This is a genomic window from Sorangium sp. So ce1153 (genome assembly GCF_051521595.1).
Taxonomy (GTDB): domain Bacteria; phylum Myxococcota_A; class Polyangia; order Polyangiales; family Polyangiaceae; genus Sorangium.
On sequence record NZ_CP150361.1, the window covers coordinates 4,102,699 to 4,115,968 of the forward strand.

A 13,270-nucleotide genomic window follows, 5' to 3' on the forward strand; every position below is an offset into this window, starting at 1 on the left:
AGGAAAGGACGGAGGGAGAGCATTCCGCCGGAGAGGTGTTGTTTCTCGTCGCGCGCCTCGCCTCTGGACATCTCTCTCTCTCTCTCTCGGGTGTTTCGGCGCGTCTTCGTCCTGGTGGCGCGCCCGTTGACCCCGACGTAAAGCGGTCAGGCCTCGCGATAACTCGGGAATTGATTGAACCTTGACGCCGGGCCGCGTACCTTCCTGCTGCGGATCGTAAGCCCCGGAAGCAGAGGGGAACACGTTGATGACGCGAGTGCAATTTTCTGCGTGGCTTGGCCTGTCGGTTGCGTCGTTCGCCGTGTCGCCCGGCTGCAGCTGCGGCACGGACGACGCGAGGGTGGCGGCGGGCGCGACGGGCTTCGGGGGATCCGGCGGCGGTGGCGGCGAGGCTGGCTCGCAGGTGGCCGCGAACGGCGGGGGTGGCGAGGGCGGGGAGCCCGAGGTCGCGGACCGGGGCGTCGCCGCGAGCGATGTGGTCAGCGCGGGCCAGGTCGTGCGGAGTCCGAGCTATCGCATGGTCTTCACGCTCGGTCAGCCGACTCAGAATCAGGGAAAGACGACCTCACCGAGCTACCGCATGCAGGGCGGTCTGGTCGGGGCCAACGGGAGCTTGCCATGAACGGGATGGGACGGCGTGTCCTCGCGGTGTGTGTTCTCCTCGCCGCCTCGGTCGGCTTCGTGCGCGGCGCGGCCGCCGCGGTGCCAACGCAGATCACGCATCAGGGCCGGCTCTTCTCGGCCAACGGCGATCCGGTGAATGACGCGCTCCCGGTTACGTTCGCCATCTACGCCGCCGAGGGGGACGCGGAGCCCGTCTGGAGCGAGTCGATCGCGATCTCGTTCGACGACGGCTACTTCTCCACGGTGCTCGAGCTCGACGAGGAGCAGGCGGCGAAGGTCTTCAACGGCTCGGTCCGCTACCTCGGCATCACGGTCGGGGACGACCCGGAGATGGAGCCTCGCTCTCCGATCGGGAGCGTTCCTTATGCGCTGGTCGCGAACAACGCTGTCGGTGAGATCACGCCGAAGCTGGTGAAGATCGGCGACAAGGTCGTCATCGACGAGAACGGCAACTGGGTGGGCAACTCGAGCGGCATCGCGGGGCCAGCGGGGCCCATGGGCCCCGAGGGGCCGGCGGGCCCTGCGGGGGCGGCTGGTCCGTCTGGAGAGCGGGGTCCTGAAGGGCCGACCGGGCCGGAGGGGCCTCCCGGGCCCGAGGGGCCGATCGGCCTCCCGGGCGCGGCTGGCCCGCCTGGCGAGCGGGGTCCTGAAGGGCCGACCGGGCCCGAGGGGCCGCCTGGGCCCGAGGGGCCAGCGGGTCCCGAGGGGCCCGTCGGTCCGTCCGGCGTCCTTGCGACCATCGCGCTGGCGGGCAACGTGGGGGGCAACTTCACCGCCAACAGCGCCGTCTACAACTTCGTCGGTCCTCCGGGGTCGGTGACGATCACCGGGAGAAGCCAGCGCGTGACCGGCTCGGCTTCCGCGGCGCTGGGCCTGCTGCCAGCGGGCGCTTCCCCGCAGATCTCCATGGTGGGCCTCTGCTATCAGCAGGTCGGCGGAGGCACCGGCGAGATCGTCAACTTCTTCGGGCCTGGCTTCGCGCACCACCCGTTCTCGACGACACGCGCCACCTACTCGGTGTCCGCCACGACGGTGCTCGGGGAGGGGACGTGGAACGTCGGCATGTGCCTTCGCAACGACGGCGCGAGCGCGATCCAGGGCATCGGCTCGATCGTGAACGGCTGGTTCATCGTCACGAACGACTGAGGGCGCCGCCCGCGCCGGGCGTGGCGCCTCCGTCGTGCTGCCGCAGGGCGCCTCCGCCGTGAGGCCCGCGTGGCGCCTCCGTCGTGCTGCTGCAGGCGCCTCCGCCGTGAGGCCCGCGTGGCGCCTCCGGTGTGAGGCCTGCTGCCGCAGGGCGCCTCCGCCGTGAGGCCCGCGGGGCGCCCCGCCGGCTATCGGCTGGGTCGATGGATCGTGAAGAGGCGCCGCGCGCCCCCGTGGAGGGGCGCGCGGCCGCGCGTCAGCGCAGCGCCACCGGGCTGCGCGCGATGTACTCGTCGTAAGCGAGGGTGCGCAGATCCCCGATCCGCTTGGAGCGCATCGCCCCGATGACCGCGCGCGCCAGCTGGAGGTCCGTGATCAGCGGGATGTTCGCGTCGACCGCGCGCCGGCGGATCAGGTAGCCGTCGGGCCGGCCGAGCTGGTCGTACTCGCGGGGGATGTTGATCACGAGGTCGACCTTCCCCTGCTCGATCGCGCTCATCGCCGTCTCCCCCTCGTCGGGCTGCTTCGCGAGGCTCGTGCACGCGAGCCCGAGCGCCCGCAGCGCCTCGGCCGTGCCCGGCGTCGCGAAGATGGGGAGCTTCAGGTGCTCGGCGATGACGCGCGCCTCGTCGGCGAACCAGTACTTGTCCTCCAGCGGCCCGAGCGAGAGCAGCACGCCCTTCTTCGGGAACCGGAAGCCGGTCGCGAGCAGCGCGTGGAGCAGCGCCTCGTGCATGTCGTCCCCGAAGCAGCCGACCTCGCCCGTGCTCGCCATCTCGACGCCGAGCATCGGGTCGGCTCCCACGAGGCGCGAGAACGAGAACATCGGCGCCTTGACGCCCACGTAATCGAGGTCGAGCCCGCGGTTCTCGACCGGCTGCGACACGCCCAGCATCCTGCGCATCGCCTCCCGGACGAAGTTGTTCCCCGTCACCTTGGACACGAAGGGGAAGCTCCGCGACGCGCGCAGGTTGCACTCGATCACCTTCACGGTGTTGTGCTTGGCGAGGAACTGCATGTTGAACGGCCCGGTGATCGAGAGCGACCGCGCCACCTGCTGGGCGATCTGCTTGATCCTGCGGATCGTCGCGATGTAGAGCGACTGCGGGGGCAGGACGAGCGTCGCGTCGCCGCTGTGGACGCCAGCGTTCTCGACGTGCTCGCTGATCGCCCAGAGGATGATCTCCCCGCGGTCGGCGACCGCGTCGATCTCCACCTCGCGGGCGTGGGTCTCGAACTTCGAGACGACCACGGGGTACGCGGGCGAGACGGCCTTGGCCCGGGCGAGGATGCGATCGAGCTCGTTGGGCTCGTGCGCCACGCTCATGGCCGCGCCGCTCAGCACGTAACTCGGGCGCACGAGGACGGGGAAGCCGCCGAGCTTGTTCACGATCTCGCCCGCCTCGGCCGCGTCGGTGACGTGGGCCCAGCGCGGCTGATCGATCTCCAGCCGGTCGAGCAGGTCGCTGAACTTCTTCCGGTCCTCGGCGGCGTCGATGCTCCCCGCGCTCGTGCCGAGGATGCGCGCCCCCGCCTGGTGCAGCCGGAGCGCCAGGTTGTTCGGGACCTGCCCGCCCATGCTGACCACGATGCCGTAGGGCTGCTCCCGCTCGTAGATGTCGAGCACCGTCTCGAAGCTGATCTCGTCGAAGACCAGCTTGTCGCACGTGTCGTAGTCGGTGCTGACCGTCTCCGGGTTGTAGTTCAGCATCATGGTCTCGTAGCCGAGCTCCGAGGCCGCGCGGATCGCGTTGACGCAGCACCAGTCGAACTCGACGCTCGATCCGATGCGGTAGGCGCCGGAGCCGAGCACCATGATCTTCTTCCGCCAGGACGGCGCGACGTCCGTGGCCGACGCGTGGTAGCTCGAATAGAGGTAGTTCGTCTCGGCGGGGAACTCGGCCGCGAGCGTGTCGATCTGGGCGAGGTGCGGCACGACGCCGTGCCGCTTCCTGAGCTCCCGGATCGAGCCGCGCGCCGCGCCCGTCAGCGTGCCGATCATCCGGTCGCTGAAGCCGAGCTGCTTGGCCTCCCGGAGGATCGCCTCGCCGATCGCGGGCTCCTGCGCCGGCGCGGCCTTGTCGGCCTGCGCCGGGACGGCGACCTTGAGCGCCTTCAGATCCCGGTGCATCCGCACCACGGGCTCGATCTGGTGCAAGAACCACCGATCGATCTTGGTGAGATCGTGGATCGCGTCGACCGACATCCCCTCCTGGAGCGCCCGGGCGACGGCGAAGATCCGGTGCGGCGTCGCGTTCTTCAGCGCGTCGGGGAGGTCCTCGAAGGTGAACGCGTCGGGGTCGAGCCCCTTCACCCCGATGTCGAGCATCCGGAGCGCCTTCTGGATGACCTCGGGGAACGTCCTGCCGATGGCCATGACCTCGCCGACGCTCTTCATCTCGCTGCCGATCCGCGTCGAGGCGCCGCGGAACTTGGCGAGGTCCCAGCGGGGCATCTTGCAGACGAGGTAGTCGAGCGCCGGCTCGAAGAACGCGGTCGTCCTGCGGGTGATCGCGTTGGCGATCTCCGGCATCGTGTAGCCGACCGCGATCTTCGCGGCGACGTAGGCGAGCGGGTAGCCCGTCGCCTTGCTGGCCAGGGCGCTCGACCGGGAGAGGCGCGCGTTCACCTCGATGACCCGGTAATCGGTGCTGTGCGGGTCGAGCGCGTACTGGATGTTGCACTCGCCCACGATGCCGAGGTGGCGGATGGTCTTCAGCGCCACGGAGCGGAGGAGCTGGTACTCCTCGTCGTTCAGCGTCTGCGACGGGGCGACGACGATCGACTCCCCGGTATGGATCCCCATCGGATCGAGGTTCTCCATGTTGCAGACGGTGATGCAGTTGTCGCGCCCGTCGCGGACGACCTCGTACTCGATCTCCTTCCAGCCGCGGAGGCACTCCTCGACGAGCACCTGGGGCACGCCGCCGGCGAAGCCGCGCCGCACGGCGTCGTCGAGGTCGCGCTCGCTCTCGACGATGCCGCTGCCCTTGCCGCCGAGCGCGTAGCCGCCGCGGAGCATCACGGGGAAGCCGATCTCGCGCGCCGCGGCCACGGCCTCGGCGGGCGTGCGGCAGGCGCGGCTCCGCGCCGTCTTCACGCCGATCTCGTCGAGCCGGTCGATGAAGAGCCGCCGGTCCTCGGTGTCGCGGATCGCCTTGATCGGCGTCCCGAGCACCCGCACGCCGTACTTGTCGAGGATCCCGGCGTCGTGGAGCTCGAGCCCGCAGTTGAGCGCCGTCTGCCCGCCGAAGGAGAGGGCGATCGCGTCGACCTCCTCCTTGACGATGATCCGCTCGACGAACTCCGGGGTGACCGCGCAGAGGTGGATGCGGTCGGCGAGCCCCTCGCTCGTCTGGATGGTGGCGATGTTGGGGTTCACGAGGACGGTGGCGATCCCCTCTTCCTTGAGGGCCTTGATCGCCTGGGACCCCGAGTAGTCGAACTCGCCGGCCTGACCGATCTGGAGCGCGCCGGAGCCGAGCACGAGGACGCGCCGGGGTTTCTTGGGGAGATAGGCGCCGTACATGCTCAGCTCCTTCCTGCGGTGGGGCGGGGCTCCGCGCTGGCGGTCCCTGCGGTCTTGAATCGCGAATCGGCGGACCCCTTCATCGCGCCGCAGAGGCGCAGGAAGTCGTCGAAGAGGTACCCCGCGTCCTCGGGCCCGGGCGTCGCCTCGGGGTGGAACTGGACGCTGAAGAAGGGGCGCAGCCGCGAGCGGATGCCCTCGTTGGTGCCGTCGTTGATGTTGACGAACCAGGGCTCCCACTCGGCGGGCAGCGACTCGTGCTTCACCGCGTACCCGTGGTTCTGGCTCGTGACGTAACAGCGGCGGCTCAGGAGGTCCTGCACCGGCTGGTTCACCCCGCGGTGCCCGTACGGCAGCTTGTAGGTGTCGCCCCCGGCGGCGAGCGCGAGGATCTGGTTGCCGAGGCAGATGCCGAAGATCGGCTTGGTGTACGTGCCGAGCAGGCCGCGCACCGCGGCGACGAGCTGGCCGAGGTCCTTCGGGTCGCCGGGGCCGTTGCCGATGAGGATGCCGTCGGCGCTCTCGGCGAGCTCGGCGATCTTCGCGTGGTAGGGGGCGCGGATGACGGTGACCCCGCGCTTCAGGAGCGAGCGGACGATGTTGTCCTTCGCGCCCGCGTCGATCAGCAGCACCTTCATGGGGCCGCCCTCGTACGTGATCGGCTCGCGGGGTGAGACGGCGCGGAACACCTCCTCGCGCATGTCGACGGCCTCGGCCGAGCGCTTCGCCCGCTCCAGGTCCATCTCGGCCGGGAGCAGCCAGCCCTTCATGGTGCCGGCCTCGCGGAGCCGCCGCGTCAGCGTGCGCGTGTCGATCCCCGTGATCGCCGGGATGCCCTCGCTCGCGAGCCAGGCGCCGAGGGAGCGGACCGCAGCGTGGTGGCTGTAGCGCTCGACGTAGTTCTGGACGACGAGCCCTTGCACCTGGATCCGGTCGGCCTCGTAGGGCCCGTCGACGCTGCCAGCCTGCCGCGGCGCGGGCACGCCGTAGCTGCCCACGAGCGGGTACGTGATCGCGAGGATCTGCCCCTTGTACGACGGATCCGTGAGCGTCTCGACGTACCCCGTCATGCCGGTGTTGAAGACGACCTCGCCGCTCACCGCGCGCGGGGCGCCGAAGCACCGGCCCGTCATCGTCGTGCCGTCTTCGAGTACGAGCTTCATCCGATTCGCATCCATCCTCTTTGACCGCCTGGGCCGCCGCGGCGCGGACCCTTACGCAGGAGGGGCCGAGAGCGCGTGCCGCGCCGAGGGCCCATGGGGTACCAGGTCCGCGCGCTAGCCGCGCGACGGGCCGGCATCATGCTCGAGGCTGGGCGTTCAAGCACCTCCGGTCGCCAGAGCCGCGCGCTCCGGCATTCCGTCGAGGTGGGCATGGCGCCCGCCGTCCCGTTCTTCCACATGCCGGGGACGCCCATTTGCCGTCCCCTCGCTCCACGTCAACCAGGAACTTTCGCCTGAGCTTTCCCGGCCGCTTCTGGCGCGCTTTTCGCGAGCCTCTCACGAGCCCGCCGGGGGCGCGCGGGCCTGCCTACGACGCCGGCGCGCGCTCCAGGTACGCCCGCTCGAGGACGAGCACGTCCATCTTCGTCCGGAGGAAGCAGTCGAGCGCTTCCTTTGGGGTGCAAACGATCGGCTCGCTCGCGTTGAACGATGTGTTCAGGAGCACGGGCGTGCCCGTGAGCCGGCCGAACTCGCGGAGGAGCGCGTGGTAGCGCGGGTTCTCCTCGGCCGTGACCGTCTGGAGGCGACCCGTGCCGTCGACGTGGGTCACGGCGGGGAGCTCGGCGCGGCGCTCGGGCCTGATCCTGGAGACCCTGACCATGAACGGATCGGGCGAGGTCTGCTCGAAGTAGTCGCCCACGTGCTCGAGGGGGAGCGCCGGCGCGAACGGGCGGAACACCTCGCGGCGCTTGATCCGCTCGTTCATGATGTCCTTCATGTCCGTGCGCCGCGGGTCGCAGAGGATGCTGCGGTTGCCGAGCGCGCGGGGGCCGTACTCCATCCGCCCCTGGAACCAGCCGACCACCTTGCCCTCGGCGATGGCCCTGGCGACGCGCGGGACCAGGTCGTCGTCCGCGAGCGTCTCGAACGCGACCTGCTCCTTCCGGAGCAGCTCCTCGATCGCCTCCTGCGAGAAGGCCGGGCCGAAGTAGCTGTGCGTCTGGTGGAAGCGGCGGGGGTTGCCGAGGGTGTGGTGATAGACGTAGAGCGCCGCGCCGAACGACGTGCCGGCGTCGCCGGCCGCGGGCTGGATGAAGACGTCCTCGAACAGCCCCTTCGGCCGGATCTTCCCGGCGGCAACGCAGTTGTAGGCGCAGCCGCCCGCGAGCGCGAGGCGCGGCGAGCCGGTGAGGTGCTTCGCCGTCGCGAGCAGCTCGAAGTAGACCTCCTCGAACACCGCCTGCGTCGAGGCGGCGACCGCCTTGAAGCGGTCCTCCATCCGGCTCTTCGGGCTGCGGGCGGGGCCGAGCAGATCGACGAGGCGCTCGGAGTGGATGGTCCCGTAGCGCGGTTCGCCCTCCCACGTCATCGCGATGCCCTTCGTGTGGTGCTGGAAGTACTCGAGCCCGAGCTCGAAGGCCCCGTCCTTGACGCGCACCACCTGCCGGAGCTTGTCGAGCAGCTCCGGCTGGCCGTGGGCCGACAGCCCCATGACCTTGTACTCGTCGCCGAACTTGGGGAAGCCGAGGTACTGCGTCAGGCCCGAGTAGAACAGCCCGAGCGAGTGCGGGAAGCCGACGCGCCGGAGGATCTCGAGCTTGTTGCCGCGGCCGCGCGCCCACATCGTGCTGACGAAGTCGCCGAAGCCGTCGATCGACACGACGGCCGCGTCGTCGAAGCCCGAGGGGAAGAACGCGGAGGCGAGGTGCGCGCGGTGGTGCTCGACGCTGTGCGACGCGGCGCGGATGCGCTTCGGGTCGACGCCGAGCGCGGCGCCGAGGTGCACCTTCGGGTCGCTCGCGCTGAACGAGCCCTTGAGGAGCCCGGCCGGCGAGCGCCGCGTCAGCGCGTAGAGGAGCTTGTCGCCGAGGTGCGCCTTCGGATCGCGCCCGATCGCGATGTGATCGATGTCCTCGACGCGCGCGCCGGCGGCGCCGAGGCAGTACTCGACCGCGAGCCGCGGGAAGCCCGCGCAGTGCTTGATCCTGCTGAACCGCTCCTCCTCCGCCGCCGCGACGAGCTGTCCGTCGACGAGCAGCGCGGCCGACGCGTCACCGTGGTAGGCGTTGATGCCGAGGATGAGCATGCGAGGCCATCTTCTGGTGCCCGCGCGCGACGGTCAAGGTGAGCGCTCCGCCGCGAGCGCAGGCCCGCCGCGCGCTCAGATCTCGGCGAGGCGGATGGCCTGGAGACGGTCGCCGTCGTCGATGCGGTCCTGATCGGCCGGCACGACGATGAGCGCGTCGGCCTCGGCGAAGCTCGTCACCGCGCCGGACGCCTGGTTCGAGGCGACGCGCGCGACGAGCTCGCCGCCCGAGAGCTCGAGGCGCGCGCGGAGGAACTCGGCGCGCCCGGTCTGGCGCCGCAGGCCGCCGGCCGCGCGGACGACGACGCGCGGCGGCAGCGGCGCCGCGTCGTCCTGGAGGGCGCGGATCAGCGGCACGCCGAAGAGGACGAACGTGAGCGAGGCGGAGGCCGGGTTGCCCGGCAGCCCGAGCACGTGCACGACGCCGCCGCGCGAGAGCTCGGCGCGGCCCACCGCGAGCGGCTTGCCCGGCTTGATGGCGACGCGCCAGAAGTCGAGCGTCACGCCCGCGGCCTCGAGGGCGGGCCGGACCACGTCGTGGTCGCCGACGCTCACGCCCCCGACGGTCACCACGAGATCCGACCCGCGCAGCGCCGTCGACACCGCCTGGGCGGCGCGCGCCGCGTCGTCGGGGACGAAGGGCGCGACGCGGACCGCCGCGCCCGCCGCGCGCGCTGTCGCGGCGACGAAGTAGCTGTTCGACTCCGGCACCGAGCCGGCGAGGCCGGGCGAGCCGGGGGCGCGCAGCTCGTCGCCGGAGCACAGCACCGTGATCACGGGGCGGCGCGCGACGAGGACGCTCGGCCGATCGAGCGCCGCCGCGAGCGCGACCTTCCCCGGCGTGAGGCGCGCTCCTCGGCGCAGCGCCACGGCGCCCTCCGCGAGATCCGCGCCCCGGCGCCGCACCCAGGCGCCCGCGCGCGGCGCCTCCCGCAGGGCGATCTCGTCGCCGCTCCGCGCCACGTCCTCCTGCGGCACGATCGTGTCCGAGCCGGGCGGCAGCCGCGCGCCGGTGAAGATCCGGCACGCCGTGCCCGGGTCGAGCACCGGCAGCGGCCGGCCGGCCGCGCTCTCGCCGCGCACGGGGAGCTTCCAGGGCCCGCTCCCCGCGAGGTCGGCCGACGCCACCGCGTAGCCGTCCATCGAGCTGTAATCGAAGGCCGGCATCGCGTCGGCCGCCGCGATGTCCTCGGCGAGCACGCGCCCGACCGCGTCGTCGAGCGAGACCCGCTCCGGGCCGACCGGGACCGCGGTCGCGAGCAGCCGCGCGAGCGCCTCGTCGAAGGGGATCATCCGCGCGGCTCCCTGTCCTGCGGGTGCCGGTGGTGGTGGCCGCCCTTGCCGGACGCGAGCGCCACCGCGTGCCCGAGGACCGGGCCGATGAGCTGCGCGACCGCGAGCTCCACCGCCTTCGGGCTGCCCGGGAGCGCGATCACGACGAGCCCGCGCACGACGCCCGCGGCGGCGCGCGACAGGATCGCGTTCGGCCCGATCGCGTCCCAGCTCAGGCGCCGGAACGCCTCGCCGAACCCGTCGAGCGTCTTCTCGAAGAGCGGCGCCAGGGCCTCGAAGGTCCGGTCCCGCGGCGCGATCCCGGTCCCGCCGGTGGTGACGATCGCGTCGGCCGTTCCTGCGCTCGCGATCTGCTCGATGGCCGCGCGCAGGAGCTCGGGCTCTTCGCGCAGGACGGCGTGGGACGTCACGGAGAACCCGGCGCTCGTCAGGAGCTCGCCGAGGAGCTTTCCGCCCTCGTCATCGTCGAGGGTGCGGGTGTCACTGAGCGTCAGCGTGGCGACGCGCACGGGGGAGCGGCTCATGCGGCGAGATCTACGCCTGTCGCCGGCGGTTGGCGAACACTTGATGGCGCCGGCGCGGCCGCCCCGGGCCTCCTCGCGGACGCCGTGGCCGCCCGGGCGCGGGCGGGCTCGCGGCCCATCGTCCGCGCCGGCGCGCCGTCGGCGCTGGCCCGCGGGCCCGGCGTCGCGCCGCGGGCGGTATCGCGACGTGTCCTCGACGGCGGATGGCGTTCGCATCGCCGCTGCGCTAGGGGAGCGGCGTGTCCGGCCCCCTGATCCCTTACATCCAGCTCCCCGAGATCCCGCTCTCGTTCCTGGAGCACATCCCGATCCTGGGCCAGTACATCGATCCGGCCAAGCCGCCCTCGATCAAGCCGTTCGGCACGCTGGTGGCGCTCGGCGTCTACATCGGCGCCGTGGTCGCGACGCGGCACGCGCGCGAGCGGCGGCTCGACGAGAAGAAGATGAGCGAGTTCATCTTCTGGGTCGTGGCGGCCGGCTTCATCGGCGGGCACGTCTTCGATGCGATCTTCTATCACCCGCATCGGGTCGCGCGCGATCCGCTCTACCTCTTCGCGCTCTGGGACGGCCTGTCGAGCTTCGGCGGCTTCACTGGCGCGCTGATCGGCGCCGCCTCGTGGCGCTTCTATCGCCGCGAGAGGATCCTGCCCTACTGCGAGGTGGTCAACAGCGCGTTCCCGCTCGCGTGGGTGTTCGGGCGCGCTGGCTGCGCGTCGGTCCACGATCACCCGGGACGCCTCTCCGACGCGTGGTTCGCGGTCCGCTACCCGCTCGGCACCGGTCACGTCGGCCGGTTCGATCTCGGCCTCTACGAGTGCCTGCTCTCGATACCGCTCGCGGTCGCGTTCGCGGTGCTCTGGCGCAGGAACCCCCATCGCCCCCTCGGGTTCTACACCGGTGTCATGTGCACCGCGTACGCTCCGGTGCGGTTCGGGCTCGACTTCCTGCGCGAGCACGAGGGCACGGTCCTCGGCGGCGACCCGCGCTACGGCGGCCTCACGCCGGCGCAGTGGGCCTGCTTCGGGCTGCTCGCGCTGGGCATTTACTTCCTGCGCATGGCGGCGCGCGGCGAGCCGTCGAGCGCCGGGACCGGCTCGATCGGCGGCGACCCTCGCGTCGCGGACGAAGATCCGTCCGACGACGAGGACGAGGAAGACGAGAAGGACGGCGAGGCCGACGAGCCCCGGGCGCCTCGCGCGCGCGCCGGCCGGTAGTCCTCCGAGGGCCGCTCTCCCGCGGGGGTCCTATGGGACCGGGCCGTCGGGCAGCTCCTTCGTCGATTCAGGCGGACAGGAGGGGCGACTGGCGCTCTCGCGCGGGCCGCCGGTCCGGGGGAGACGCCGGTCTGCTGGGCAGGCGCGTCGAGCCCTCCGCCCCCGGCGCCGCGCGATACCCTCATTTCCCTCGGGATTCCCGGGACCCAGACGCCGGCGCCCGGCCCTCGTGGACAGCGCGGCGTCGGGTGATGCCCTCATGAGCTGGTCAGCGCTGGACCACTCGATCTTCCCGAGCCCTCGTCCTGCAGCGCCCGCCTGTGACGGAGGCGGGAGGCGGCGGAGGCGCGTGCGCTGCCGCCCTGCCCATCGGGTCCGCGCCCTGGGGAGCGGGGTCGGGAGTGCTCCTCGCGGCCTTGCATTTGGCTCGCTCGCCCGCGGCGGGTCCCTTGACGCGCCTGGGGCACTAGATATCGTGGGGTGGAGTTTGCACCAGAGGGTCGGCCCGCCGACCTTCGCTCGATTGAGCTCGGTTGCTCCTTCCGCCGAAGGGGGGATCGATCGAGGCGCGCTCGCGAGAGGCTCCGCATCATCGACATCGATCACGGAGCGAGTGGACCAAAAAAGAGGGAACGCAGGGGCCAACCCCAGGTTTTTCTACAATGGCTGAAGATTCGCGTAAGTTGTTCGTGGCGGGCTTGCCCGACTCCATCACCGAAGACGTTTTGCGGCAACTCTTCGAGGCCACCGGCGGCAACGTCGTCGAGGTCAGTCTTCCGAAAGATCGCGCGACAGGTCGTCCGCGCGGGTTCGGATTCGTCACGCTCTCGACGACCGGCGAAGCCAACGCCGCGCGCGAGTCGCTCGACGGCTCATTTCAGGGCGGGAAGTCGATCTCGGTCCGGCCCTTCCAGGCCGAGCCGCCGCGGCGCGAAGGGCGCCCGATGGGACCCGGCGGCGGCCCTGGAGGCGGCCCTGGCGGCGGGATGGGCGGCCCTGGCGGCGGGCCAGCCGCGGCGCCGGATCGCACCCTCTACGTCGGCAACCTCCCCTATGACGCGAGCGTCGAGGAGGTCGAGGGGCTCATCGGCGCGACGGGCGCCGGTCCGGTGGTGCGGGTCCACCTCCCCATGGATCCTGATGGTCGCAAGCGCGGGTTCGGCTTCGTGACGATGGCCAGCGCCGAGGCGGCGCGCGGCGCGATCGATGCGCTGCGCGGCGCCGACGTGCGCGGCCGGCGGCTGGTCGTCAACCTCGCTCACCCGAAGGGCGAGCGGCCGGCCGGGCGCGAGGAGCGCCCGGGCGGCTTCGGCGGCGGCGGCTTCGGCGGTGGTGGCGGCGGCTTCGGCGGCGGCGGCGGCTTCAGCGGCGGCGGCGGCGGCTTCAGCGGCGGCGGTGGTGGCGGCGGCTTCCCCGGTGGCGGTGGCGGCGCGCCCCCGCCTCCTGCGCGCAAGACCTTCGACGATCGCCGGCGGCGCGGCGCGCACGACGGCGACGGCCCTCCCGGCGGTGGTGGTGGTGCCGGCGGCGGCGGCCGTCGCAGCAACAACAAGAAGTGGGATACCGGCCGCACCGGTGACGACTGGGATGACGAATGAGCTCTCCCGGTTGACAACTGCACCGTTTCCCGTAGGGTAGGCGCCCTCCGGACGGGCGGACGGGCGTCGTTGACCCCGCTCACGTCCTCTGGG

9 protein-coding genes are annotated in these 13,270 nt (G+C 71.8%); 4 read left to right on the forward strand and 5 right to left on the reverse strand.

Going from position 1 to position 13,270, the window contains the following annotated elements; genetic code table 11:
* Positions 1–256 precede the first annotated feature (256 nt).
* Both WME85_RS14585 and WME85_RS14590 read left to right on the forward strand, forming a co-directional pair.
* Positions 257–622, forward strand: a complete 366-nt coding sequence (locus WME85_RS14585) for a hypothetical protein (protein ID WP_437838749.1) — start codon at positions 257–259, stop codon at positions 620–622.
* Positions 619–1,770, forward strand: coding sequence for a collagen-like protein (locus WME85_RS14590; RefSeq protein WP_437838751.1), 1,152 nt, complete (start codon positions 619–621; stop codon positions 1,768–1,770). The genes WME85_RS14585 and WME85_RS14590 overlap by 4 nt, the downstream gene beginning before the upstream one ends.
* 256 nt (positions 1,771–2,026) lie before the next feature.
* Here the strand turns inward: WME85_RS14590 and carB are convergent, their stop codons facing one another.
* The 5 genes from carB to WME85_RS14615 all read right to left on the reverse strand — a co-directional run bounded on the left by carB (position 2,027) and on the right by WME85_RS14615 (position 10,365).
* A complete protein-coding gene (gene carB, locus WME85_RS14595; RefSeq protein ID WP_437838753.1) occupies positions 2,027–5,299 on the reverse strand; it encodes a carbamoyl-phosphate synthase (glutamine-hydrolyzing) large subunit in 3,273 nt (1,090 codons plus the stop codon).
* Between the two features lie 2 nt (positions 5,300–5,301).
* Positions 5,302–6,462: a glutamine-hydrolyzing carbamoyl-phosphate synthase small subunit gene (gene carA, locus WME85_RS14600; protein ID WP_437838755.1), complete on the reverse strand. Its 1,161-nt coding sequence runs from the start codon at positions 6,460–6,462 to the stop codon at positions 5,302–5,304.
* 367 nt (positions 6,463–6,829) lie between these two features.
* Complete coding sequence (locus tag WME85_RS14605; RefSeq protein WP_437838757.1) at positions 6,830–8,548, reverse strand: carbamoyltransferase family protein; 1,719 nt, start codon at positions 8,546–8,548, stop codon at positions 6,830–6,832.
* 75 nt (positions 8,549–8,623) lie between these two features.
* Positions 8,624–9,841, reverse strand: a complete 1,218-nt coding sequence (locus WME85_RS14610; protein WP_437838759.1) for a molybdopterin molybdotransferase MoeA — start codon at positions 9,839–9,841, stop codon at positions 8,624–8,626.
* A complete protein-coding gene (locus WME85_RS14615; protein ID WP_437838761.1) occupies positions 9,838–10,365 on the reverse strand; it encodes a MogA/MoaB family molybdenum cofactor biosynthesis protein in 528 nt (175 codons plus the stop codon). Before WME85_RS14615 ends, WME85_RS14610 begins: the two co-directional genes overlap by 4 nt.
* 239 nt (positions 10,366–10,604) lie before the next feature.
* Here WME85_RS14615 and WME85_RS14620 point away from each other — a divergent pair, with 239 nt between their 5' ends.
* Both WME85_RS14620 and WME85_RS14625 read left to right on the forward strand, forming a co-directional pair.
* Positions 10,605–11,579 carry a prolipoprotein diacylglyceryl transferase gene (locus WME85_RS14620; protein ID WP_437838763.1) on the forward strand — a complete coding sequence of 325 codons (975 nt, stop codon included), beginning with the start codon at positions 10,605–10,607 and terminating at the stop codon, positions 11,577–11,579.
* Between the two features lie 662 nt (positions 11,580–12,241).
* Positions 12,242–13,177, forward strand: coding sequence for an RNA recognition motif domain-containing protein (locus WME85_RS14625; RefSeq protein WP_437838765.1), 936 nt, complete (start codon positions 12,242–12,244; stop codon positions 13,175–13,177).
* Positions 13,178–13,270: the final 93 nt, after the last annotated feature.